General features: G+C 54.7%; 19 protein-coding genes and 7 tRNA genes. 22 read left to right on the forward strand and 4 right to left on the reverse strand.

All coding sequences use genetic code 11. From position 1 onward, the window contains the following. Window positions 1-36: 36 nt before the first annotated feature. The 3 genes from chiP to nagE all read right to left on the reverse strand — a co-directional run bounded on the left by chiP (window position 37) and on the right by nagE (window position 5,451). On the reverse strand, window positions 37-1,440 hold the full coding sequence (gene chiP / locus AB6T85_RS05640) for a chitoporin ChiP (protein WP_369894988.1): 1,404 nt from the start codon (window positions 1,438-1,440) through the stop codon (window positions 37-39). 255 nt (window positions 1,441-1,695) lie between these two features. Continuing rightward, window positions 1,696-3,363: a glutamine--tRNA ligase gene (gene glnS / locus AB6T85_RS05645; protein WP_253454899.1), complete on the reverse strand. Its 1,668-nt coding sequence runs from the start codon at window positions 3,361-3,363 to the stop codon at window positions 1,696-1,698. A gap of 141 nt (window positions 3,364-3,504) precedes the next feature. Next, window positions 3,505-5,451 carry a PTS N-acetyl glucosamine transporter subunit IIABC gene (gene nagE, locus AB6T85_RS05650; protein ID WP_369894989.1) on the reverse strand — a complete coding sequence of 649 codons (1,947 nt, stop codon included), beginning with the start codon at window positions 5,449-5,451 and terminating at the stop codon, window positions 3,505-3,507. Window positions 5,452-5,772: 321 nt separating this feature from the next. Here nagE and nagB point away from each other — a divergent pair, with 321 nt between their 5' ends. The 12 genes from nagB (at window position 5,773) to AB6T85_RS05710 (ending at window position 12,630) form a co-directional block, all read left to right on the forward strand. Next, a complete protein-coding gene (gene nagB, locus AB6T85_RS05655) occupies window positions 5,773-6,573 on the forward strand; it encodes a glucosamine-6-phosphate deaminase (RefSeq protein WP_125288579.1) in 801 nt (266 codons plus the stop codon). A 41-nt stretch (window positions 6,574-6,614) separates the two neighbouring features. Further along, complete coding sequence (gene nagA / locus AB6T85_RS05660) at window positions 6,615-7,763, forward strand: N-acetylglucosamine-6-phosphate deacetylase (RefSeq protein ID WP_253454903.1); 1,149 nt, start codon at window positions 6,615-6,617, stop codon at window positions 7,761-7,763. 7 nt (window positions 7,764-7,770) lie between these two features. After that, window positions 7,771-8,991, forward strand: coding sequence for a DNA-binding transcriptional regulator NagC (gene nagC / locus AB6T85_RS05665; protein ID WP_301729842.1), 1,221 nt, complete (start codon window positions 7,771-7,773; stop codon window positions 8,989-8,991). Window positions 8,992-9,023: 32 nt separating this feature from the next. Then, window positions 9,024-9,776 (forward strand): HAD-IIA family hydrolase, encoded by a 753-nt coding sequence (locus AB6T85_RS05670; RefSeq protein WP_253461076.1) that lies wholly within the window; start codon window positions 9,024-9,026, stop codon window positions 9,774-9,776. 289 nt (window positions 9,777-10,065) lie between these two features. Beyond that, the gene (gene asnB, locus AB6T85_RS05675; RefSeq protein ID WP_253454905.1) at window positions 10,066-11,733 is read left to right on the forward strand and encodes an asparagine synthase B; all 1,668 of its coding nucleotides are present in this window, start codon (window positions 10,066-10,068) and stop codon (window positions 11,731-11,733) included. A 207-nt stretch (window positions 11,734-11,940) separates the two neighbouring features. Continuing rightward, window positions 11,941-12,017 (forward strand) — tRNA-Met (locus AB6T85_RS05680). 11 nt (window positions 12,018-12,028) lie between these two features. Further along, window positions 12,029-12,113 (forward strand) — tRNA-Leu (locus AB6T85_RS05685). Window positions 12,114-12,132: 19 nt separating this feature from the next. Further along, a tRNA-Gln gene (locus AB6T85_RS05690) sits at window positions 12,133-12,207 on the forward strand. A 37-nt stretch (window positions 12,208-12,244) separates the two neighbouring features. Next, window positions 12,245-12,319, forward strand: a tRNA-Gln gene (locus tag AB6T85_RS05695). Window positions 12,320-12,355: 36 nt separating this feature from the next. Beyond that, window positions 12,356-12,432 (forward strand) — tRNA-Met (locus AB6T85_RS05700). Window positions 12,433-12,439: 7 nt separating this feature from the next. Next, window positions 12,440-12,514 (forward strand) — tRNA-Gln (locus tag AB6T85_RS05705). Between the two features lie 41 nt (window positions 12,515-12,555). Next, window positions 12,556-12,630 (forward strand) — tRNA-Gln (locus AB6T85_RS05710). A gap of 209 nt (window positions 12,631-12,839) precedes the next feature. Here the strand turns inward: AB6T85_RS05710 and ubiF are convergent. Further along, window positions 12,840-14,018, reverse strand: coding sequence for a 3-demethoxyubiquinol 3-hydroxylase (ubiF, locus tag AB6T85_RS05715; RefSeq protein WP_301729927.1), 1,179 nt, complete (start codon window positions 14,016-14,018; stop codon window positions 12,840-12,842). A gap of 163 nt (window positions 14,019-14,181) precedes the next feature. On the opposite strand from ubiF, the gene miaB reads away from it, so the two are divergent. The 10 genes from miaB (at window position 14,182) to AB6T85_RS05765 (ending at window position 23,507) form a co-directional block, all read left to right on the forward strand. Further along, window positions 14,182-15,606, forward strand: coding sequence for a tRNA (N6-isopentenyl adenosine(37)-C2)-methylthiotransferase MiaB (gene miaB, locus AB6T85_RS05720; RefSeq protein ID WP_253454906.1), 1,425 nt, complete (start codon window positions 14,182-14,184; stop codon window positions 15,604-15,606). A gap of 212 nt (window positions 15,607-15,818) precedes the next feature. Continuing rightward, entirely contained in the window at window positions 15,819-16,880 is a 1,062-nt protein-coding gene (locus AB6T85_RS05725) for a PhoH family protein (protein ID WP_253454907.1), read from the forward strand. Next, window positions 16,877-17,347 carry an rRNA maturation RNase YbeY gene (ybeY, locus tag AB6T85_RS05730; protein ID WP_301252594.1) on the forward strand — a complete coding sequence of 157 codons (471 nt, stop codon included), beginning with the start codon at window positions 16,877-16,879 and terminating at the stop codon, window positions 17,345-17,347. The genes AB6T85_RS05725 and ybeY overlap by 4 nt, the downstream gene beginning before the upstream one ends. Before the next feature lie 67 nt (window positions 17,348-17,414). After that, window positions 17,415-18,293: a CNNM family magnesium/cobalt transport protein CorC gene (gene corC / locus AB6T85_RS05735; RefSeq protein ID WP_125288572.1), complete on the forward strand. Its 879-nt coding sequence runs from the start codon at window positions 17,415-17,417 to the stop codon at window positions 18,291-18,293. A gap of 7 nt (window positions 18,294-18,300) precedes the next feature. Next, window positions 18,301-19,833, forward strand: coding sequence for an apolipoprotein N-acyltransferase (gene lnt / locus AB6T85_RS05740; protein WP_253454909.1), 1,533 nt, complete (start codon window positions 18,301-18,303; stop codon window positions 19,831-19,833). A gap of 136 nt (window positions 19,834-19,969) precedes the next feature. Further along, window positions 19,970-20,191 (forward strand): hypothetical protein, encoded by a 222-nt coding sequence (locus tag AB6T85_RS05745; RefSeq protein ID WP_253454910.1) that lies wholly within the window; start codon window positions 19,970-19,972, stop codon window positions 20,189-20,191. Window positions 20,192-20,270: 79 nt separating this feature from the next. Further along, window positions 20,271-21,173 (forward strand): glutamate/aspartate ABC transporter substrate-binding protein, encoded by a 903-nt coding sequence (locus AB6T85_RS05750; protein WP_253454912.1) that lies wholly within the window; start codon window positions 20,271-20,273, stop codon window positions 21,171-21,173. A gap of 190 nt (window positions 21,174-21,363) precedes the next feature. Further along, window positions 21,364-22,104, forward strand: coding sequence for an amino acid ABC transporter permease (locus AB6T85_RS05755; RefSeq protein ID WP_253454913.1), 741 nt, complete (start codon window positions 21,364-21,366; stop codon window positions 22,102-22,104). Beyond that, window positions 22,104-22,781 carry a glutamate/aspartate ABC transporter permease GltK gene (gene gltK / locus AB6T85_RS05760; protein ID WP_253454914.1) on the forward strand — a complete coding sequence of 226 codons (678 nt, stop codon included), beginning with the start codon at window positions 22,104-22,106 and terminating at the stop codon, window positions 22,779-22,781. Before AB6T85_RS05755 ends, gltK begins: the two co-directional genes overlap by 1 nt. Then, window positions 22,782-23,507 (forward strand): amino acid ABC transporter ATP-binding protein, encoded by a 726-nt coding sequence (locus tag AB6T85_RS05765; RefSeq protein ID WP_253454915.1) that lies wholly within the window; start codon window positions 22,782-22,784, stop codon window positions 23,505-23,507. The last annotated feature ends 24 nt before the right edge of the window (window positions 23,508-23,531 follow it).

A 23,531-nucleotide genomic window follows, 5' to 3' on the forward strand; every position in this document is an offset into this window, starting at 1 on the left:
CGCTTTTGCCGCGGCCGGGTCTGGCAGCATGGGGCATCAGAACACGGTGAAAGGCGCGATCACGGTCAGCCTCACGTCCTTCTCATCCTGGAACATATTGCCGTAGCCGTTGCTGAAGCTCGGGATATCAGAGTGGTTTTTGTAACGGGTATAGTGCAGGTTGACCTGCGTATCTTTGGCGCGACCATGCTGTACCGTGTAGCGCAGATCCATGTTCCAGGCGGATTCGCGGCGGCGCATGCTTTGATCGTAAATCGGATCCGTGGACGGACGAGCATCCCAGCCGTAAGCGTAAGAAGTACCTACCGCCCAGCCCGGCATTTGCCAGCCTTTCAGGTCATACATCACTCCTCCATACAGCGCCTTCTGCCCGTTGGCGTTAAAGTCGCTGCGGGAATCCCACCAGACGTCGTTACGTCCGTTGGAGGTCGCCCCTACCGGCGTCATGCGCGCCAGAAAAAAGCCCTGGTTGCCGTGGGCTTTTACCATGGTGCCCTCAACGCGAAAATCGAACGGGCCGGTTTTGTAGTTCAGCGTCACGGCCTGTAGCCAGGCCAGGCCATCATAAACATTATTGATATTGTTTACGCCGCCCTGTTCCTTATTACGCGCGCCGTAAAATTGCCAGCTGGTATGCAGATCGTTGCCGGCAACAGGAAACGCCCACGACACTTTGCTAAAATACTGCTCCATATAATTTTCGGCCTGGCCCAGCGCCCCTTCCAGCACCAGTTTGCTTTTAAAATCGTACTTTATGCCGATGGAATGAAGATATTTTATTTCAGTTTTTAAATCGGGTTTACGAAAATTATACATTTTACGATACCAGGGCGCTTTATATTCATCCGTCCACATATAGGAGAGGGAAAGCGCGCCCGCATCGTCAAAATCATAAACCGAGCCGGCTTCAAATCCGCGATAGGTGCCGGGTACAAACCCCCATTGCGGCGCGATTAATGTTTGTCCCTGCGGCTGAATATAACCGGCTCTTAACCAATAATTATCATGCTTCAGCTTAATAGCGGCTTTATAAAAGGAAGCACCGTCGGCGTCGCCATCAAATCTTTCGTCCCAGCGGCTTTTTGCGTTGCTGAAAGCAATTTCATTCGGCGCGGCAGGCCCGGTTCCCGCCAGCTGTAGCGAACCATTCACGCCCAGCTCTATACCAATAAAATCGGCCGCATAGCCTGAAGAGAAATCGAGGCTGCCGTTAAAAGTTGAATGGTGAAGATTTTCTGTGTACTGGCCATACTTATTATGAACCGGATCCATCTCTTTTCTGTCGCGTTGCCGCTGCCAGTAATAAATACCGCCTGTCAGCGTCGAGTCATCAATAAACCCGGCGGCGGAAGCAGCAGGAACATAAAAGTTTCCGGCAAGAGCAGATCCGCAGGCGACAGCCATCGCCAGCGCTTTTCGCGCTAAATTAACAGAGTGCATTGAGAAATCCTTCTCGAAAGAAATATAAACAATAAATAAATAATCGTAAAATATAAAAAATAACAAACAGCAATTAACCGACTGCGCGCTGATTATATTTACTGGTGAGGCAGCTGGCAATTAATAACAATTATTGTCGTTGTAAACTATGATGCAAAACAGGTTGTATTATATTTGTTTTTTAGCCGTTAAGCAGATTAATATATTATCCAAAAAAAAAGCAGCCTGAAGGCTGCTTTTTTATTAAATTATGACTTATTCACCGCTTTTAGCCCAGGTATCGCGCAGGCCTACCGTGCGGTTAAACACCAGATGGCTGCTGCTGGAGTAAACGCTGTCCGCGCAGAAATAGCCTTCACGCTCAAACTGGAACGGACTGGACGCTTCGGCAGCCTTCAGGCCAGGCTCGACAAAGCCCTGACGGATAACCAGCGAGTCCGGGTTGATCGTGGTCAGGAAATCCTCGGCGCCGCCAGGATTCGGCACGCTGAACAGACGATCGTAAAGACGAAACTCGGCCGGCAGCGCATGCTCGGCGGATACCCAATGGATAACGCCTTTCACCTTACGGCCGTCAGCCGGATCTTTACTCAGCGTATCGACGTCGCAGGTGCAGAACAGGCAGGTGATGTTGCCTGCTTCATCTTTAGCCACGCGCTCGGCTTTGATAACGTAAGCGTTACGCAGACGAACTTCTTTACCCAGCACCAGACGCTTGTAGTGCTTATTGGCTTCCTCACGGAAATCCGCACGATCGATATAAATCTCACGGCTGAACGGCACTTCACGCGTTCCCATCTCCGGCTTGTTCGGATGGTTCGGCATGGTGATGATTTCTTCATAGTTGGCCGGCAGATTCTCGATCACCAGCTTAACCGGATCGAGAACGGCCATAGCACGCGGCGCGTTTTCATTGAGATCGTCGCGGATACAGGATTCCAGCGAGGCCATCTCAACAATGTTGTCCTGCTTGGTGATACCAATGCGACGGCAGAACTCGCGGATCGAGGCGGCCGAATAGCCGCGACGACGCAAACCGGAAACGGTCAGCATGCGCGGATCGTCCCAGCCTTCCACGATTTTTTCGGTTACCAGCAGGTTCAGCTTGCGCTTGGACATGATGGCGTATTCAAGATTCAGGCGCGAAAACTCGTACTGGCGCGGATGCGTCGGGATGGTGATATTGTCCAGCACCCAATCGTACAGGCGACGGTTGTCCTGGAATTCCAGCGTACAAAGCGAATGCGTAATGCCTTCCAGCGCGTCGGAAATGCAGTGGGTAAAGTCATACATCGGGTAGATGCACCACTTGTTGCCGGTCTGATGATGTTCGGCAAACTTGATGCGATAAAGCACCGGATCGCGCATGACGATAAAGTTAGAGGCCATATCGATTTTGGCACGCAGGCAGGCGCTGCCCTCGGCGAATTCGCCGTTGCGCATTTTCTCAAACAGCGCCAGGTTCTCTTCTACGCTGCGATCGCGGTACGGGCTGTTTTTACCCGGCGAGGTCAGGGTGCCGCGATACTCACGGATCTGCTCCGGCGACAGCTCGTCTACATAGGCCAGGCCTTTATTAATCAACTCAACGGCATAGTGATGCAGCTGGTCAAAATAGTCAGAGGAATAACGGACCTTGCCGCTCCATTCGAAGCCCAGCCACTGTACGTCACGCTTGATTGATTCGACATACTCCAGGTCTTCTTTGACCGGGTTAGTATCGTCAAAACGCAAATTACACTCGCCCTGGTAATCCTGAGCGATGCCAAAGTTCAGGCAGATTGATTTGGCGTGACCAATGTGCAGATAGCCGTTCGGCTCCGGCGGGAAGCGAGTATGCACGCTGGTGTGCTTACCGTTCGCCAGATCTTCGTCGATGATCTGACGAATAAAGTTAGTTGGGCGGGCTTCAGCCTCACTCATCTTAATATCCTCTGGAATACTTTAGTGCGTGAAATAACGGAGTATGATCCACAAAGCCGTTCAGGGAAACAACCGTTTGTTAGCGTATCGCATAAAAAAGGGCGGGAATTGCTTCCCGCCCTCGTTTTTTTACCGCTGCCGTCAGCCGGTAATTTCGCAAAGTGGACTTTCGCCCGCAATGACGGTATCGCCCGCAACCAGCCTGATACCGCTAAAATCTTCAATATTGGTGACCACGACCGGACTGATCATCGATTTCGCATGGCTGTTAAGCCAGGCCAGATCCATCTCCAGAATTGGTTCACCCGCTTTAACCTGCGCGCCCTCTTCTACCAGCCGCGTAAAGCCCTTTCCTTCCAGCGCGACGGTGTCGATGCCCATATGCACCACCACTTCCAGGCCTTTTTCCGTTTCCAGACAGAAAGCATGGTTGGTGTTGAAGATTTTCAGGATGGTGCCGCTGGCAGGCGAAACCACCGTACTGCCGGTTGGCCTGATGGCTACGCCCTCGCCGACCGCCTTGCTGGCGAAAGCCTCATCCGGCACCTGCTCCAACGCCACAACTTCTCCGCTTACCGGCGCCAGCAGCGTTTCAAGCACGCCCTTTGCAGCAGCAGCCGGTGCAGGCGGCGTGGTTGGCGCGACGGTCGCGGCGACGGTGCTGACCGCAACTGGCGCAACCGGCCCTTTGGCAATGATTTTTTTCATCGTCTCCGCCACGGATTCCGCTTTGGCACCGATAATAACCTGAATGGTTTGCTTGTTCAGCTTCACCACGCCCGAAGCGCCCAGACGCTTACAGGCCGCATCGTTTACCTGCGCGGCATCTTTTACGGAAAGACGCAGGCGGGTGATACAGGCATCAATAACGTTCAGGTTTTCCGACCCGCCGACGGCGGCAATATAGTGGCGGGAAAGCTGTTCCAGCCCCTCTTCCGTGTTGCTGTTAGCCTCTTCCTCCGGCTGCACGGTCGCATCCTCACGGCCCGGCGTTTTCAGATTCATCATGCGGATAACCGCGCTGAACAGCGCAAAGTAAACCACAAATGCGATAGCGCCCATCACCAGCAGCACCCAGACATTGCTGCTGGCCGCCGGCAGGTTATACATCAGCACATAGTCGATTGCGCCCGCAGAGAAAGAGAAACCGGCATGGATACCCAGCGCCGTCGCTATATAAAGGCTAATGCCCGTCAGGATGGCGTGGATCAGATAAAGCATCGGCGCCAGGAACATAAACAGGAATTCCAGCGGCTCCGTCACGCCGGTCAGGAAAGCGGTAACCGCCACCGAAAGCAGCATACCGCCAACCATAGGACGACGCGCTTTCGGCGCGGCCATATACATGGCCAGCGCAGCGCCGGGCAGGCCAAACATCATGATTGGGAAGAAGCCGGACATAAACATGCCCGCCGTGCCGTCGCCCGCATAGAAACGGTTGATATCGCCATGGAAAACGGCGCCAGCGGCGTTGGTGAAATCGCCGATCTGGAACCAGGCGATGGTATTCAGTACCTGATGTAAACCCGTTGGGATCAGCAGGCGGTTAACGAAACCGAAGACGCCTGCGCCAAACGCGCCAGCCGAGACAATCCACTCGCCGCCCGCATGAATGGCGTTTTGCACTGGCGGCCAGACGTAGCCAAACACAGCAGCCAGGATCAGACAGAAGAAGCCGGTTGCGATAGGAACGAAACGCTTGCCGCCGAAAAAGCTGAGAAAATCGGGCAGCTTGATATCCGCCCAGCGGTTATAGGTGGCGCCCGCTACCAGGCCAGTCACGATCCCCGCCAGCACGCCCATATTGATCGCCGGATTAATGGTGATCATCGCTTTGGTCAGAATAAAGTAGCCCACGGCGCCTGCCAGCGCAGCGGCGCCTGCGTTATCTTTAGACCATGTAGAAGCCACCCCGATAGCAAAGATTAATGCCAGATTGTCAAAAATCGCCCCGCCAGCCTGCGCGATAAACGGCATATTCAACAGATCGGGCTGACCAAAGCGCAACATCAGCGCCGCCACTGGTAATACGGCTATCGGTAGCTGTAAAGAGCGCCCCAGCCTTTGAAAGAACCCTAAAATATTCACTATTCCCCCTATGAGAGCCGCCAGGCGCCCGTTGTGCAGTTTTTATTGAGCGGACTGCTCTGAATGACACCAATCATTATTCGACGCAGTGTAAGGAAAAATTAATTCGCTGCGCAAATTAAAACCATAGCATTTGTGATATTTATCACCAAAGAAGCTATTTTAACGCGGTTGATGCTGGCGAACCCCGCCTACTTATTTTATGATGAAAAAAATGATCGTGGTGCTGTTTCGCGCCCGTTACTGATTATGCAGATTACGCTTACTACAGTGAAACCGGTGTAAAATATTTCCTTAAATTGCTTATAACGAGGTAAAAAAATGAGATTGATCCCTCTTGCGACGCCAAACCAGGTCGGTAAATGGGCCGCCCGCCATATTGTAAACCGTATCAACGCGTTTCAACCCACCGCAGAGCGTCCGTTTGTGCTGGGTTTACCCACGGGCGGCACGCCGCTGGAAGCCTATCGTCATCTCATTGAAATGCATAAAGCGGGCCAGGTCAGCTTTAAACACGTCGTTACGTTCAATATGGACGAATATGTCGGCCTGCCGAAAGAGCATCCGGAAAGCTATCACAGCTTTATGTACCGCAACTTTTTCAATCACGTTGATATTCAAAGTGAAAATATCAATCTTCTTAATGGCAACGCGCCTGATATTGACGCAGAATGTCGCCAGTATGAAGAGAAAATCCGCGCTTACGGTAAAATTCACCTGTTTATGGGCGGCGTAGGTAACGACGGACATATCGCTTTTAATGAACCCGCTTCATCGCTGGCTTCCCGTACCCGTATCAAGACGCTGACGCACGATACGCGCCTGGCGAATTCCCGCTTTTTTGACGGCGATGTCAGCCAGGTACCGAAATATGCGCTGACCGTTGGCGTGGGCACGCTGCTGGACGCGGAGGAAGTGATGATTCTGGTGACGGGACACCTGAAAGCGCAGGCGCTGCAGGCAGCCGTCGAAGGCAACGTTAATCATATGTGGACCATCAGCTGCCTGCAGCTGCATGCCAAATCGATCGTGGTTTGCGACGAGCCCGCGACGATGGAACTGAAAGTGAAAACGGTTAAATATTTCCGCGAAATGGAAGCGGAAAATATGGAAAATCTGTAACTCATCTGCACAAGGCTATCGGCGCTGGCCGGGAGAAAATTATGTATGCTTTAACCCATGGCCGTATCTTTACCGGCTACGAAGTACTGGATAATCACGCCGTCGTCATCGCCAACGGCCTGATTGACCGTGTCTGCAGGCTGGAAGAGCTGCCTGCGGATATCACCCGGCGTGATGTAAACGGCGCGCTGATTGCTCCCGGCTTTATCGATTTGCAGCTTAACGGCTGCGGCGGCGTGCAGTTTAATGATGATATCGCCGCTATCAGCGTTGAAACGCTGGCGATTATGCAAAAAGCTAACGAGAAGTCGGGCTGTACCAGCTTCCTGCCGACGCTAATCACCAGCAGCGACGAGCTGATGAAACGCGCGGTGGAAGTGATGCGCGCTTACCTGGCGCAAAACGCTAACCAGGCGCTCGGCCTGCATCTGGAAGGCCCCTGGCTGAATCCACTCAAAAAAGGCACGCATAATCCGGCGCTGATCCGTCCCCCGGAAAAAGCGATGGTCGATTATCTGTGTGAAAACAGCGATGTGATTGCCAAAATCACCCTGGCACCGGAACAGGTTGATTCTGCCGTGATCCGCCAGCTGCATCAGGCGGGCATCGTGGTTTCCGCTGGCCATTCCTATGCCACCAGCGAAGAGGCACGCCAGGGTATTGCCGCCGGCATCAGTTTTGCCACCCATCTGTATAATGCTATGCCGCCGTTGACCGGCCGTGAGCCAGGCTTAATCGGTACGCTTTTTGACTCGCCCAACGTCTACTGCGGCATCATCGCCGACGGTTTACACGTCAACTACGTTAATATTCGTAATGCAAAACGCCTCAAAGGCGACAGGCTAATCCTGGTCACCGATGCCACCGCGCCGGCGGGCGCGCAGATTGACCAGTTCATTTTTGCAGGAAAAACAATATACTATCGGGATGGACTCTGCGTTGACGAAAACGGCACGCTCAGCGGCTCTGCGCTGACCATGATTGAAGCTGTCGCGAACAGCGTCGAACATGTCGGTATTGCGCTGGATGAGGCGATCAGGATGGCAACGCTGTACCCAGCCCGCGCTATGGGTGTGGAGGATAAGTTAGGTTCCGTCGAAGCCGGAAAAGTCGCGAACCTGACGGTGTTCACCCGTGACTATCAAATAATCCAGACTGTCGTTAATGGTGACGAAGTCTTAAGCGAGTAGAAACTGAATGACCACTGGCGGCCAGGCTCAAATAGGAAATGTCGATCTTGTTAAGCAACTCAATAGCGCGGCCGTTTACCGGCTTATCGATCGGCAAGGCCCTATATCGCGCATTCAGATTGCCGAACATAGCCAGCTAGCGCCCGCCAGCGTCACCAAAATCACTCGCCAGATGATAGAGCGCGGCCTGATCAAAGAAGTGGATCAGCAGGCCTCTACCGGCGGCCGCCGCGCTATCTCTATCGTCACCGAAACCCGCGGCTTCAATACTATCGGCATCCGTCTGGGCCGCAATGACGCCACGCTTACCCTGTTCGATCTGAGTGGAAAAGTGCTGGCGCAGGAGGACTACGCGCTGCCGGAACGCACCCAGGAAACGCTGGAACATGCGCTGTTCAACGCTATCGCCAGTTTCTGCGAGCAGTATCAGCGCAAGCTGCGCGAGCTGATCGCCATCGCCGTTATCCTCCCAGGTCTGGTCGATCCTAATAACGGCGTTATCCGCTATATGCCGCATATCGCGGTTCATCACTGGCCGCTGGTCGCGAATCTGCAAAAACGTTTCAACGTCACCAGCTTTGTAGGTCACGATATCCGTAGCCTGGCGCTTGCCGAGCACTATTTTGGTGCGTCTCGCGACTGTGCTGACTCGATTCTGGTGCGAGTCCATCGCGGTACGGGCGCAGGCATCATCACCAATGGTCATATCTTTTTAGGCAGTAACGGCAACGTGGGCGAACTGGGCCATATCCAGGTCGATCCTTTGGGCGAGCGCTGCCACTGTGGCAATTTCGGCTGTCTGGAAACCCTGGCGGCCAACAGCGCGATAGAAAATCGCGTCCGTCATCTGCTTACCCAGGGTTATCCGAGCACGCTGACGCTGGATGACTGTGTGATGCCGAAAATTTGCAAGGCCGCCAACCGCGGCGACGCGCTGGCAGCCGAAGTGATAGAATCCGTCGGACGCCACTTAGGCAAGGCGATCGCTATCGCCATTAATCTGTTCAACCCGCAAAAAGTAGTGATTGCGGGCGAGATCACTGAAGCAGATAAAATCCTGCTGCCCGCTATTGAAGGCTGTATCAACACTCAGGCGCTGAAAGCTTTCCGCCAGAATTTACCGGTGGTGCGTTCTGAGCTCGATCATCGTTCTGCCATAGGCGCTTTCGCGCTGGCAAAGCGTGCCATGCTTAACGGCATCCTGTTACAACATTTAATGGAAAGTTGATGAGCGCTCTAACCCTGAACGACAGCGAAAAAATAGCTATCAAAAACGTCATCTGCGATATCGACGGCGTTTTGATGCACGATAATACCGCCGTACCCGGCGCTAACGATTTCCTGCAGCGCATCCTGGCTAAAGGGATGCCGCTGGTGGTGCTGACCAACTACCCTTCGCAAACCGCGCTGGATCTGGCTAACCGCTTCTCTTCGGCGGGCATCGATCTGCCGGAAAGCGTGTTTTATACCTCAGCGATGGCTACCGCCGATTTTTTACGCCGTCAGGAAGGCAAGAAAGCCTATGTGGTTGGCGAAGGGGCGCTGGTGCATGAGCTTTATAAAGCCGGTTTTACCATTACCGACATCAATCCCGATTTTGTTATCGTGGGCGAAACGCGCTCGTTTAACTGGGATATGATGCATAAGGCCGCCTATTTCGTGGCGAACGGCGCGCGCTTTATCGCAACTAACCCCGATACGCACGCCCGTGGCTTTGTACCGGCGTGTGGCGCGCTGTGCGCGGGGATTGAGAAAATATCCGGCCGGACGCCTTTTTACGTGGGTAAACCCAGCCCGTGGATTATGCGCGCGGCGCTGAACAAGATGCAGGCGCACTCCGAAGAGACGGTGATCGTCGGCGATAATCTGCGCACCGACATTCTGGCTGGTTTCCAGGCCGGTCTGGAAACTATTCTGGTGCTGTCCGGCGTTTCCACCCTGAGCGATATTGACGCCATGCCTTTCCGACCCAGCTGGGTATTCCCGTCGGTCGCGGACATCGACATTCTCTGAATCGCCAGCCCGGCCCGGCCAACGCGCCGGGCTTTTTTATCCGCCTCGCCTGCCTGTTTTTTGACCGTTTTTTGATGTTTATTATCGATTCCACAAAAAATAGCGCTATATATTGAATAATCATCAAACTTAAGCGCGATGCAACAGGCCATTTATCAGAAAACAGCTAAAAGGCTTGCACACTCTCTCAATCTGGCGCATTTTCTTATCTATCGGGCGAAGAAGTCGCCGTTAACTATGCCTTTTTTCATCAATATCACCGTTGCGGTTTGTCGTTAGGGAGTTAGCTATGTGTTCTATTTTTGGCGTGTTGGATCTCAAAAGCGATCCGGTTGAACTGCGTAAGAAAGCGCTGGAGCTTTCTCGTCTTATGCGTCATCGCGGCCCGGACTGGTCAGGCGTTTATGCAGGTGACAACGCGATTCTGGCCCACGAGCGTCTCTCTATTGTGGACGTCAACAACGGCGCGCAGCCTCTCTACAACGCAGCCCACACCCACGTGCTGGCGGTAAACGGTGAGATCTATAACCATCAGGCGCTGCGTGCAGAGCTGAGTGACCGCTACGAGTTTCAGACCGAATCAGATTGTGAAGTTATTCTTGCGCTTTATCAGGAAAAAGGCGTCGATTTTCTGGACGACCTGCAGGGCATGTTCGCCTTTATCCTCTATGACAGCGTAAAAAACACTTACCTGGTTGGCCGCGATCATATCGGCATCATTCCGCTGTATATGGGTAACGACGAACACGGCAACCTGTTTGTTGCTTCAGAAATGAAGGCGCTGGTGCCGGTCTGTAAATCAATTAAAGAATTCCCACCGGGAAGCTACCTTTCCAGCACCGATGGCGAGATCCGCCGCTACTGGCAGCGCGACTGGTTCAGCTATGAGGCGGTAGAGCACAACAAAACTGACGCGACGGCGCTGAAAGATGCGCTGGAAGAGGCCGTGAAAAGCCATCTGATGTCCGATGTGCCTTATGGCGTGCTGCTTTCCGGCGGCCTGGACTCCTCTATTATTTCCGCCGTGACCAAAAAATTCGCGGCCAAGCGTATCGAAGATCAGGACAAGAGCGAAGCATGGTGGCCACAGCTGCACTCCTTCGCGGTAGGTCTGGAAGGATCGCCGGATCTGAAAGCGGCGAAATCCGTCGCCGACCATCTGGGCACGGTGCACCACGAGATCCACTTTACCGTGCAGGAAGGCCTGGATGCGATCCGCGACGTTATCTATCACATCGAAACTTATGATGTGACTACTATTCGCGCCTCCACGCCGATGTATCTGATGTCGCGTAAAATTAAAGCGATGGGCATTAAGATGGTGCTGTCCGGCGAAGGCGCCGATGAAGTCTTTGGCGGCTATCTTTATTTCCATAAGGCCCCCAACGCTAAAGAGTTTCACGAAGAGAACGTGCGTAAGCTGCTGGCGCTGCATATGTTCGACTGCGCTCGCGCCAACAAGGCGATGTCGGCATGGGGCGTGGAGGCACGCGTGCCTTTCCTGGATAAAAAATTCCTCGACGTGGCGATGCGCATCAACCCGGCGGACAAAATGTGCGGCACCAACGGCAAAATGGAAAAGCATATCCTGCGTGAATGCTTCTCTTCTTATCTGCCGGAAAGCGTGGCGTGGCGTCAAAAAGAGCAGTTCTCCGACGGCGTAGGCTACAGCTGGATTGATACGCTGAAAGAAGTCGCGGCGAAACAGGTCAGCGACCAGCAGCTGCAAACGGCGCATTTCCGCTTCCCGTACAACACGCCGACCTCAAAAGAAGGCTATCTGTATCGGGAAATTTTTGAAGAGCTGTTTCCGGTTCCCAGCGCGGCTGAATGCGTGCCGGGCGGTCCATCCGTCGCCTGTTCTTCGGCAAAAGCGATTGAATGGGACGAAGCGTTCAAAACCATGGACGATCCTTCCGGTCGTGCGGTAGGCGTTCATCAGTCCGCCTATAAATAACTTACGGCTTTTATTCACAAATCGGGCCGCCAGCGGCCCGTAATTGTTTAAAAAAACGCTGGCTTTGCTGAATTAGTCGCCATACTGGTTATAAGCCAGACAAACGAATCATTTCAGCGAAAAAACGGGAAAAAACTTGTTGACGCTTTCAGGCCAACTTAGCATAATGCGCCCCGCAACGCCGATGAAGGTAACGCGAAAAAAGATGGCTACTTAGCTCAGCTGGTTAGAGCACAGCACTCATAATGCTGGGGTCACAGGTTCGATTCCCGTAGTAGCCACCATCTTTTTTTTAGCGGGAGTGGCGAAATTGGTAGACGCACCAGATTTAGGTTCTGGCGCCGCAAGGTGTGCGAGTTCAAGTCTCGCCTCCCGCACCATTTCGAAGCATTGCACGGATGGGGTATCGCCAAGCGGTAAGGCACCGGTTTTTGATACCGGCATTCCCTGGTTCGAATCCAGGTACCCCAGCCAGTTTGTTCTGATGGTTTTGTGACTTGTGTACGGACATTGGGATATCGCCAAGCGGTAAGGCACCGGTTTTTGATACCGGCATTCCCTGGTTCGAATCCAGGTATCCCAGCCAGTCAGAATGTAGTATAGTTGTAACGCAGTAAAATTAGGCTACTTAGCTCAGCTGGTTAGAGCACAGCACTCATAATGCTGGGGTCACAGGTTCGATTCCCGTAGTAGCCACCAATTTTATTGGGGTGTCGCCAAGCGGTAAGGCACTGGTTTCTGATACCAGCATTCCGGGGTTCGAATCCCTGCACCCCAGCCATAAAAAAGACGATCTGCCCAAGCGGATCGCACCCAAAAAATTGGGGTGTCGCCAAGCGGTAAGGCACTGGTTTCTGATACCAGCATTCCGGGGTTCGAATCCCTGCACCCCAGCCAATAAGTAAAGAAGCCCGCGCAAGCGGGCTTTTTTACGTCTGCGATCTTTCCTCACAACCGCTTTGCGATGCGCATACAACGCGTAAATCGCTCTTTATCCGCAGCAACAGCTAAAAAAGCCGCCGAACGCCGCAAATAATAAGGTCCTGTCGGACCTTAAGCTTAAAGAAACCTCTTGCGCTTCATACCCGTGCGCTGCGTCTTAAAACCTATAATCCCAACGCGTAGCGCAACGCCTGCCGCTTCAGCACGCCCGACCTCTCCGCCGCCATCAGGCCCAGATTACGCAAAATACGTAGAGGCGCCGCCTGCGTACTGAAGGCGAAATAGAAGAGATCCATGCCGCTCTGCATCAGCAGATTATCCGTATGGCGTGAGCGCTGGTAGCGCAGCAGTACTCTTTCCGACGCCCAGTCTTCGGCCCGCTCACGTGAGGCGGTCAGCGTATCAATCAGCGCGTCCACGTCGCGATAGCCTAAATTCACGCCCTGCCCCGCCAGCGGATTAATGGTGTGTGCAGCGTCGCCTACCAGTGCCAGCCCCGGCAGCACGTAGCGGGTAGCATGTCGGCGTACCAGCGGAAAGGATCCTGCCGCTACCGGCGTCACTTTGCCTAACCGCGCCGGGAAATGCGTTTTGATCTCCTCCGCCAGCTGCGCCATGCTCATAGCCTGTAGTTGACGAATCCTCGCCGGGCTGTCGTACCACACCAGCGACGCCCAGCCGTTAAACAGCGGCAAGAAAGCTCTTGGCCCCGTTGGCGTAAAGTGTTGCCAGGTACAGTCGCCGGCGTCGTGCTCGCAGCGCACGCTGATCAGCATACAGGCCTGCGCATAGTTCCAGCCGCGAATGCCAATGCCTGCCAGCTGGCGTACCTGTGAACTGGCGCCGTCGGCGCCCACTACCAGCCTGGCGTGAAGCTTTTCGCCGTCCGCCAGCGTCAATGCCCAGCCGCCGTTACAGGCCTGCAGCGTTTGCAGCCGCGCAGGCGTTTTCAACGCGACTTCCTGCTGCTGGAGCCGCTGCCAGAGCGCCCGTTGCAGTACGCTGTTCTCCACCATAAAACCCAGCTCCGGCAGGCCCAGCGAAGCGGCATCAAAACCAACCTGCGCCGTCTGCCACTCCCATGTCTCCAGCTTGCGGTAAGGCGCGCTGCGCATTGCCTGAACGCGAGGCCAGACCTCCAGCTGCTTCAACAGGTCAACCGAAGAGGCGCCCAGCGCGGAAATGCGGATATCCGGATCGCTCTCGGCCACGAATTCAGCCGGCTCCTGCTTTTCCAATACCGTTACCTGAAAGCCCTGCGCCGCCAGTCCGCTGGCCAGCGCCGCGCCTACCATCCCGCCGCCCACGATAGCGACATCCCATTTTTGCGTTGTTTCTGTCATCATATTTTCCTGTCCAGTGGACGTCCGACGGGCTAATTCTGTTACCCTAAGTGTACCGGATTTTTAGCGGCTGTTGAGAAAACGGCGCGGTGCTGGTCACCACAGCAGCAAAGCTTTACAATACGCGCCCTGCATTCTCTCCTGCATGATAAATGGCAACCAGATGACGAAAAAACTTTATATCAAAACCTGGGGCTGTCAGATGAATGAGTATGACTCATCCAAAATGGCTGACCTGTTAAACAGCACCCACGGCTATTCCCTGACGGAAGTGGCGGAAGAGGCGGATGTGCTGCTGCTCAACACCTGTTCCATTCGTGAAAAGGCCCAGGAAAAAGTTTTCCATCAGCTTGGGCGTTGGAAAACGCTGAAGGATCGCAATCCCGATGTGGTCATCGGCGTGGGCGGCTGCGTGGCGTCGCAGGAAGGCGAACATATTCGCCAGCGTGCGCATTTCGTCGATATCGTTTTCGGCCCGCAGACGCTGCATCGCCTGCCGGAAATGATCAATACCGTGCGCGGCTCCAAAAGCCCGATTGTTGATATCAGCTTCCCGGAGATTGAAAAATTTGACCGCCTGCCGGAACCCAAAGCAGACGGCCCGACGGCCTTCGTTTCTATTATGGAAGGCTGCAATAAATATTGTACTTTCTGCGTGGTGCCTTATACCCGAGGTGAGGAAGTCAGCCGTCCATGCGACGATATTCTGTTTGAAATCGCCCAGCTGGCGGCGCAGGGCGTGCGTGAAGTCAATCTGCTGGGTCAGAACGTCAATGCCTATCGCGGCGAAACCTTTGACGGCGAAGTCTGCACCTTTGCCGACCTGCTGCGTCTGGTGGCGGCGATTGACGGCATCGACCGCATTCGCTTCACCACCAGCCATCCGATTGAGTTCACGGACGACATCATTGAAGTCTACCGCGACACGCCGGAGCTGGTCAGCTTCCTGCATCTGCCCGTCCAGAGCGGCGCAGACCGTATTCTGACGCTGATGAAGCGCGCCCATACTGCGCTGGAATATAAAGCGATTATTCGCAAGCTGCGCGCGGCGCGACCGGACATTCAGATCAGCTCGGATTTCATTATCGGCTTCCCTGGCGAAACCCAGCAGGATTTTGAGCAGACCATGAAGCTGATCGGCGAGGTCAATTTCGACACCAGCTACAGCTTTATCTATTCTGCCCGTCCGGGTACGCCTGCCGCCGATCTGCCGGACGACGTGCCGGAAGAAGAGAAGAAGCAGCGTTTGTGGATCCTCCAGGATCGCATTAACCAGCAGGCGATGGCATGGAGCCGCCGGATGCTGGGCACCGTTCAGCGTATCCTGGTGGAAGGCACCTCGCGTAAGAACGTGATGGAGCTGTCCGGCCGCACGGAAAACAACCGCGTGGTAAACTTTGAAGGCACGCCAGAGATGATCGGCAAGTTTGTGGATGTTGAGATCGTCGATGTCTATACCAACTCGCTGCGCGGCAAAGTCGTGCGCACCGAAGAGGAAATGGGCCTGCGCACTATTGAATCCCCGGCTTCCGTGATTGCGCGCACGCGCAAGGAAAACGAGCTGGGCGTTGGCCTGTTCCAGCCCTGATCCCACCGAATTTTTGCGGCGAATCTCACAGGTTCGCCGCCTGAAAACGCGTACGCGGCTTGCTTTCTGCGCACTGTGCCCAAATATCTTCACCTGCGCTTGCGCATTAGGGCGCAGCCATAAATAATTCCCTTATGGTCACGGCGTTACCGGCGTGACCAGCCTGTAAAAAGCCATCCTCAACCTGGCCCTGAGCGACCCAAAGGATTAGTTTGAATATTGAAACACGCGAAATCACTTTAGATCCTGCTGATAATCATCGTCTGCTGAGCCTGTGCGGCCCGTTCGACGACAATATCAAGCAGCTGGAACGCCGGTTAGGCATTGAGATTAATCGTCGCGATAACGCCTTTAAGCTGACGGGCAAATCACTGATTGTCGACGCCGCCGTTCGTATTCTGCGCGACCTTTATGTCGATACGGCTCCCGTACGCGGCAATATCCCGGATATCGATCCCGAGCAGATCCATCTGGCGATCAAAGAGAGCCGGGTGCTGGAACAGTCGGCGGAGAGCGTGCCGGAATATGGCAAAGCGGTCACCATCAAGACCAAACGCGGCGTCATCAAACCGCGTACGCCTAACCAGGCGCAGTACGTGGCAAATATGCTCGATCACGATATCACTTTTGGTGTCGGCCCGGCCGGTACCGGGAAAACTTACCTGGCGGTAGCCGCGGCGGTAGACGCGCTGGAGCGTCAGGAAGTGCGCCGTATCCTGCTGACGCGTCCGGCGGTGGAAGCTGGCGAAAAGCTGGGCTTTCTGCCCGGCGATCTGAGCCAGAAGGTCGATCCTTACCTGCGTCCGCTGTATGACGCCCTGTTTGAAATGCTGGGCTTCGAGCGCGTGGAAAAGCTGATTGAGCGCAACGTGATTGAAGTCGCGCCGCTGGCCTATATGCGCGGCCGCACGCTGAACGACGCCTTTATCATTCTGGATGAAAGTCAGAACACCACCATCGAACAGATGAAGATGTTCCTGACCCGCATCGGCTTCAACTCCAAAGCGGTCATCACCGGCGACGTCACGCAGATTGACCTGCCGCGCAACCTGAAATCGGGCCTGCGTCACGCGATTGAAGTGCTGGCCGACGTGGAAGAGATCAGCTTTAACTTCTTCCACAGCGAGGACGTTGTGCGTCACCCGGTGGTCGCCCGCGTGGTTATCGCCTATGAAGCCTGGGAAGCCGCCGACCAGAAGCGCCGTGACGCGCTGGCCGAAGAACGTAAACGCGAGGCGCTGGCGCTGCAGCAGGCCGCGCAGGAGCAGAAATGAGTACCGTAATACTGGATTTACAGCTGGCGTGCGAACAGCCGGAAGGTTTACCGGCCGAAGCGGATTTTCAGCGCTGGCTGGAAGCGGTGCTGCCGCAGTTTCAGGAAGAAAGCGAAGTAACGATCCGCGTGGTGGATGAGGCAGAAAGCCGCGAGCTGAACCACACCTATCGCAGCAAGGACAAACCCACTAACGTGCTGTCGTTTCCTTTTGAAGCGCCGCCGGGCATTGAGCTGCCGCTGCTGGGCGACCTGATCATCTGTCGCCAGGTGGTGGAGCAGGAAGCGGCAGAGCAGGAAAAACCGCTGCTGGCGCACTGGGCGCATATGGTCATTCACGGCAGCCTGCATCTGCTGGGCTATGATCATATCGAAGATGACGAAGCCGAAGAGATGGAGGCGATCGAGACCGAGATAATGCTTGCTCTTGGTTATGCCGACCCGTACATTTCGGAGAAAGAGTTCTAAACCGCGTCCCTTCCCCACCGGAAGGGACACCCTTAATCTCAGCAAGAGTGACAGAAACAAAAACGCCATGAGCGATGACCATTCACAGAACAACGACAGTCCCAGTAGCAAAAAGGGATTTTTCACCCTTATCCTCAACCAGCTGTTTCACGGTGAGCCTAAAAACCGCGACGATCTGCTGGAGCTAATCCGCGATTCCGAGCAGAACGAGCTGATAGACCAGGATACCCGCGACATGCTCGAAGGGGTCATGGATATCGCTGAACAGCGCGTGCGTGACATTATGATCCCGCGCTCGCAGATGGTGACGCTGAAGCGTAACCAGTCGCTCGACGAGTGCCTGGATACCATTATCGAATCCGCCCACTCGCGCTTTCCGGTTATCAGCGAAGATAAGGATCATGTCGAAGGCATTCTGATGGCGAAAGATTTGCTGCCTTTTATGAGCAGCGAATCCGCCCCGTTCAGCATTGAAAAAGTGCTGCGTCCGGCTGTAGTGGTGCCGGAGAGCAAGCGCGTCGACCGGATGCTGAAAGAGTTTCGCTCGCAGCGCTACCATATGGCGATTGTGATTGATGAGTTCGGCGGCGTATCCGGTCTGGTCACCATTGAAGATATTCTGGAGCTGATCGTCGGCGAAATCGAAGACGAATATGACGACGAGGAAGATCGCGATATTCGTCAGCTGAGCCGTCATACCTACACCATCCGCGCCCTGACGCCGATTGAAGATTTCAACGAGGTCTTTGAAACGCACTTCAGCGATGAGGAAGTGGATACTATCGGCGGGCTGGTGATGCAGGCGTTCGGGCATCTGCCCGCGCGCGGCGAAAGCATCGAAATTGAAGGCTATCAGTTCAAGGTCGCCATGGCCGACAGCCGCCGTATTATTCAGGTGCACGTCAAAATTCCGGAAAACGCGACGCAACCGATACTGGAAGAATAATTTCCCTATGGCTATTGCCTCTTTATACCAGCGCCAGCGGGTTCGCCTGCTTTTAGCGCTGCTGACGGGTGCCGCTGGCACCCTGGCGTTTTCGCCTTATGATTTCTGGCCCGCCGCGCTGGTTTCGCTTTGCGGCCTGCTGGCGCTGACCCTTAACCGCTCGACGCGCCAGGCAACCGCTATCGGTTTCGTCTGGGGTTTCGGCCTGTTCGGCAGCGGCGTTAACTGGGTCTATGTCAGTATCGCCACGTTTGGCGGCATGCCTGGCCCGGTCAACGTTTTTCTGGTGATCCTGCTGGCGGCTTACCTTGCGCTCTACACCATGCTGTTTGCCGCTCTGCTGAACCGGCTGTTCCCCAAAACCTCGCTGACGCGGCTGGCGCTGGCCGCGCCCGTACTGTGGCAAATCACCGAGTTTCTGCGCGGCTGGGTGCTCACTGGCTTCCCGTGGCTGCAATTTGGCTACAGCCAGATTGACGGGCCGCTAAAAGGGCTGGGGCCGCTGACGGGCGTGGAGGGCATTACCTTTGTCCTGACCATCGTCGCCGGGCTGGTGGTCTTTGCTGCGGCAAAACGCAGCTGGATAGCGGCCGTCGGCGCGCTGGCGCTGCTGCTGCTGCCCTGGCCGCTGCGCATGATTAGCTGGTATCAGCCGCAGCCCGGACGCACGGTAAATGTCGCGCTGGTGCAGGGCAACATTCCTCAGTCGCTGAAATGGGATCCCAACCAGCTTATCAACACGCTGAAAACCTATACAGCGCTGACGCGGCCTTACGTTAATAAGACGCCGCTGATTATCTGGCCGGAGTCGGCTATTCCCGATCTGGAAACCAATCAGCAGCCTTTCCTGCAAACCATAGACCGCGAGCTGCGTTCCCAGGGCAGCAGCCTGATCACGGGTATTGTCGATTCGCGACTGGAAAATAATCGCTATCACGATTACAACTCGATCATTGTGCTGGGTGATAAGCAGCCTTACAGCTACGAAAGCGGCAGCCGCTACCAGAAAAACCATCTGGTGCCGTTTGGCGAATTCGTGCCGCTGGAGGCGTTATTGCGTCCGCTGGCGCCCTTTTTCGATCTGCCAATGTCTTCGTTTAGCCGTGGCGCCTATCGCCAGCCGCAGCTCCAGGCGGGCGGCTATAAGCTGACGGCGGCAATCTGCTATGAAATCGTGCTGGGCCAGCAGCTGCGGGATAATTTCCGTCCCGATACCGATTTTCTGCTGACTATCTCTAACGATGCCTGGTTCGGTCATTCCATTGGGCCGTGGCAGCATTTCCAGATGGCGCGGATGCGCGCGCTGGAGCTGGGCCGACCGCTGCTGCGCGATACCAACAACGGCGTGACGGCGGTAATTGATGCGGACGGCAGCGCGGAAGAGATGATCCCGCAATTTGTTCCGGATGTACTGGCAACCGGCGTTACGCCAACCCGTGGACTTACGCCGTACGCGCGTTTCGGCAACTGGACGGTATGGATTGTGACAGCGCTGTTTGCTGCGGCCGCCCTGTTTACCGGCCGGCGGAACAGACGCTGATAGTTAAAGCGCAGGGCGTTTTGCCGGCTCCCTGCGCTTTATTTCCTCCATGCCTTTCACATCCCGTTTTTCTGCTTTCTTCCGAACCTTTCCCGCGTAAAAACCACTCACAACAAAGCCATACGGAAAATCTGGCATGGCGATTGCAATTTATTTCCCGACTACGCTGAAAACGTCAGCGACAGCGACCGGCTGGCCGGAAATGCACCATAACTGCTCGTCCTCTGCGCCACCAGCGGGCAGCCCTTCAGGCAATGCATTATTTTGGTGCGGCACGCTTCGCAAAACCGAAACTTTATTGTTTCATACCGTTAACATTCAGCTATGTTATGGCTATCCGGCGCGGCCCTGGCGCTGAAAATACAACAATAAACGGTTACAAACACAACATCACAATCGGCGCACCGTTATGGCGCTTTACAACGAAGGAGTTGGAGATGAAATTTCGGAAAACTGGGCTGTGCCTGCTGGCACTGGCTGGCCTGTCCTCCGCCGTGGCTCACGCAGCTGATGCCCCGCAAAGCACGCTGGACAAAATTGCCAAAAACGGCGTTATCGTCGTCGGCCATCGTGAGTCTTCCGTTCCTTTTTCTTACTATGACAACCAGCAAAAAGTCGTCGGCTATTCGCAGGATTATTCCAACGCCATCGTGGCGGCGATCAAAGCCAAACTGAACAAGCCCGATCTGCAGGTGAAAATGCTGCCGATCACCTCGCAAAACCGTATCCCGCTGCTGCAAAACGGCACCTATGATTTTGAGTGCGGCTCTACCACTAATAACGCGGAACGTCAGCAACAGGCGGCCTTCTCCAATACCGTCTTTGTTATCGGCACCCGTTTGCTGGTGAAAAAAGGCAGTCCGATTAAGGATTTCCCGGATTTGAAAGGCAAAACCGTGGTGGTCACTTCCGGCACTACCTCTGAGATCCTGCTGCACAAGCTGAACGACGAGAAGAAGCTGGAGATGCGTATCATCAGCGCTAAAGATCACGGCGACTCGTTCCGTACGCTGGAAAGCGGCCGTGCCGTCGCCTTTATGATGGACGATGCGCTGCTGGCAGGCGAACGCGCCAAGGCCAAAAAACCGGATAACTGGGAAATCGTAGGCACGCCGCAGTCGAAAGAAGCCTACGGCTGTATGTTGCGCAAAGGCGATACCGCCTTTAAACAGCTTATGGATGAAACCATCGCTAAAGCGCAGACGTCAGGCGAGGCGACAAAATGGTTCGACAAATGGTTTACCCAGCCTATTCCGCCTAAAAACCTGAATATGAACTTCGCGCTTTCTGAAGATATGAAAGCCACGTTCAAAACACCGAATGATAAGGCGCTGAATTAATAACAAAAATAAGGGCGGCGTGCCGCCTTTGATTGTTGAACACGGGCAAGGACAGACAGCGGCCTGAAAAGTTCGGCACCAACAAGCCGACAGTCAGGCTGACGTTTGCCGCGGTCGTTCCCCACGGTAAACACGCCTCTCATCAATCTTCAGGGTAGCGCTGCTACCCTTTTTTCTACCGGAGTGACTTATGTCTATTGATTGGAACTGGGGTATTTTCCTGCAGCAGGCCCCGTTCGGTAATACCACCTATCTGGGATGGCTGTGGTCCGGCTTTCAGGTCACCATCGCCGTCTCCGTCTGCGCCTGGATCATCGCCCTCTGTGTCGGATCGCTGTTCGGTATTTTGCGTACCGTACCCAACCGCTGGCTTTCCGCTCTTGGCACCTGCTACGTGGAGCTGTTCCGCAACGTACCGCTGATCGTACAGTTTTTTATCTGGTACCTGGTGGTGCCGGAGCTGCTGCCGGAAAGCGTCGGCATGTGGTTTAAGTCAGAGCTGGATCCCAATATTCAGTTTTTCACCTGTTCTGTACTCTGCCTGGGCCTGTTCACCGCCGCTCGCGTCTGCGAACAGGTGCGCGCTGCCATTCAGTCGCTGCCGCGCGGTCAGAAGAATGCCGGCCTGGCAATGGGATTGACGCTGCCGCAAACCTACCGCTACGTGCTGCTGCCCAACGCCTACCGGGTAATTGTGCCGCCGATGACCTCGGAAATGCTGAACCTGGTAAAAAACTCCGCTATCGCCTCAACCATCGGGCTGGTCGATATGGCGGCACAGGCGGGTAAACTGCTGGATTATTCCGCGCACGCTTATGAATCCTTTACCGCAATCACCGTGGCCTACATCGCCATTAACGTCGTAATCATGCTGCTGATGAGCCTGGTCGAACGCAAAGTGCGCCTGCCCGGCGGCATGGGAGGCAAATAATGTACGAGTTTGACTGGAGCACCATTGTTCCCAATCTGCCCTACCTGATTAACGGCATGATTATCACGCTGAAAATCACCGCTATCGCCGTGGTGTTCGGCATTATCTGGGGCACGCTGCTGGCCGTGATGCGGCTGTCGAGATTTAAGCTCGTCAGCTGGTTCGCCAAACTGTACGTTAACCTGTTCCGCTCCGTCCCGCTGGTGATGGTGCTGCTCTGGTTTTATCTGGTGGTGCCCAGCTTTTTACAGCAGGTGCTGGGGATCTCCCCTAAAACCGATATCCGGCTGATCTCCGCAATGGTCGCCTTCGCCTTGTTTGAAGCCGCCTACTATTCGGAAATTATCCGCGCGGGCATTTTGAGTATCGCGGGCGGTCAGGGCAAGGCCGCGCTGGCGCTGGGCATGACGCAGTGGCAGGCGATGCAGCTGATTATTCTGCCGCAGGCGTTTCGCGCCATGGTGCCGCTGCTGCTGACTCAGGGTATCGTGCTGTTTCAGGATACTTCGCTGGTGTACGTCCTCAGCCTTGCCGACTTCTTCCGCACCGCCGACACTATCGGCATCAATAACGGCACCGAGATCGAGATGGTGCTGTTTGCCGGCGCGGTTTACTTTGTTATCAGCCTTAGCGCTTCGCTTTTGGTCAGCTATCTGAAGAAAAAAAGGACGGTTTAAATGATTACCCTGAAAAACGTTTCTAAGTGGTATGGTCACTTTCAGGTACTGACCGACTGCTCTACCGAAGTTAAAAAAGGCGAAGTGGTCGTGGTCTGCGGCCCTTCCGGCTCCGGCAAATCGACGCTGATCAAAACGGTCAACGGTCTTGAACCCGTTCAGCAAGGCAGCATCGCCGTCAACGGCACGGCGGTGACGGAGAAGAAAACTAATCTGGCGCAGCTGCGCGCGAAAGTCGGCATGGTTTTCCAGCATTTTGAGCTTTTCCCGCATCTGACGATTGTGGAAAACCTGACGCTGGCGCAGGTTAAAGTGCTCAGGCGTAATAAAGAAGAGGCGCGTCAGAAAGGCCTGAAGCTGCTGGAGCGCGTAGGGCTGTCTGCGCACGCCAATAAACATCCCGGTCAGCTTTCCGGCGGTCAGCAGCAGCGCGTGGCTATCGCCCGGGCGCTCTGTATGGATCCCGTCGCGATGCTGTTTGATGAACCCACTTCCGCGCTGGATCCGGAAATGATCAACGAAGTGTTGGATGTAATGGTCGAGCTGGCGAACGAAGGCATGACCATGATGGTGGTGACGCACGAGATGGGCTTTGCCCGCAAAGTGGCGAACCGGGTGATCTTTATGGATGAGGGCAAAATTATTGAGGATTCGCCGAAAGACGATTTCTTTAATAATCCCAGCTCCGATCGTGCGAAAGATTTCTTAGCCAAAATTCTGCACTAGTCCCTGAGCCAGCGCGGGCAGTAA

It is taken from the genome of Erwinia aeris, assembly GCF_041224955.1.
Taxonomy (GTDB): domain Bacteria; phylum Pseudomonadota; class Gammaproteobacteria; order Enterobacterales; family Enterobacteriaceae; genus Erwinia; species Erwinia aeris.

Bases quoted from the DNA above. Each gene is read 5' to 3' on its own strand.
- chiP (WP_369894988.1), bottom strand. From the start codon at position 1,440: ATGCACTCTGTTAATTTAGCGCGAAAAGCGCTGGCGATGGCTGTCGCC.
- glnS (WP_253454899.1), bottom strand. From the start codon at position 3,363: ATGAGTGAGGCTGAAGCCCGCCCAACTAACTTTATTCGTCAGATCATC.
- nagB (WP_125288579.1), top strand. From the start codon at position 5,773: ATGAGATTGATCCCTCTTGCGACGCCAAACCAGGTCGGTAAATGGGCC.
- nagA (WP_253454903.1), top strand. From the start codon at position 6,615: ATGTATGCTTTAACCCATGGCCGTATCTTTACCGGCTACGAAGTACTG.
- nagC (WP_301729842.1), top strand. From the start codon at position 7,771: ATGACCACTGGCGGCCAGGCTCAAATAGGAAATGTCGATCTTGTTAAG.
- asnB (WP_253454905.1), top strand. From the start codon at position 10,066: ATGTGTTCTATTTTTGGCGTGTTGGATCTCAAAAGCGATCCGGTTGAA.
- ubiF (WP_301729927.1), bottom strand. From the start codon at position 14,018: ATGACAGAAACAACGCAAAAATGGGATGTCGCTATCGTGGGCGGCGGG.
- miaB (WP_253454906.1), top strand. From the start codon at position 14,182: ATGACGAAAAAACTTTATATCAAAACCTGGGGCTGTCAGATGAATGAG.
- ybeY (WP_301252594.1), top strand. From the start codon at position 16,877: ATGAGTACCGTAATACTGGATTTACAGCTGGCGTGCGAACAGCCGGAA.
- corC (WP_125288572.1), top strand. From the start codon at position 17,415: ATGAGCGATGACCATTCACAGAACAACGACAGTCCCAGTAGCAAAAAG.
- lnt (WP_253454909.1), top strand. From the start codon at position 18,301: ATGGCTATTGCCTCTTTATACCAGCGCCAGCGGGTTCGCCTGCTTTTA.
- AB6T85_RS05745 (WP_253454910.1), top strand. From the start codon at position 19,970: ATGGCGATTGCAATTTATTTCCCGACTACGCTGAAAACGTCAGCGACA.
- AB6T85_RS05750 (WP_253454912.1), top strand. From the start codon at position 20,271: ATGAAATTTCGGAAAACTGGGCTGTGCCTGCTGGCACTGGCTGGCCTG.
- AB6T85_RS05755 (WP_253454913.1), top strand. From the start codon at position 21,364: ATGTCTATTGATTGGAACTGGGGTATTTTCCTGCAGCAGGCCCCGTTC.
- gltK (WP_253454914.1), top strand. From the start codon at position 22,104: ATGTACGAGTTTGACTGGAGCACCATTGTTCCCAATCTGCCCTACCTG.
- AB6T85_RS05765 (WP_253454915.1), top strand. From the start codon at position 22,782: ATGATTACCCTGAAAAACGTTTCTAAGTGGTATGGTCACTTTCAGGTA.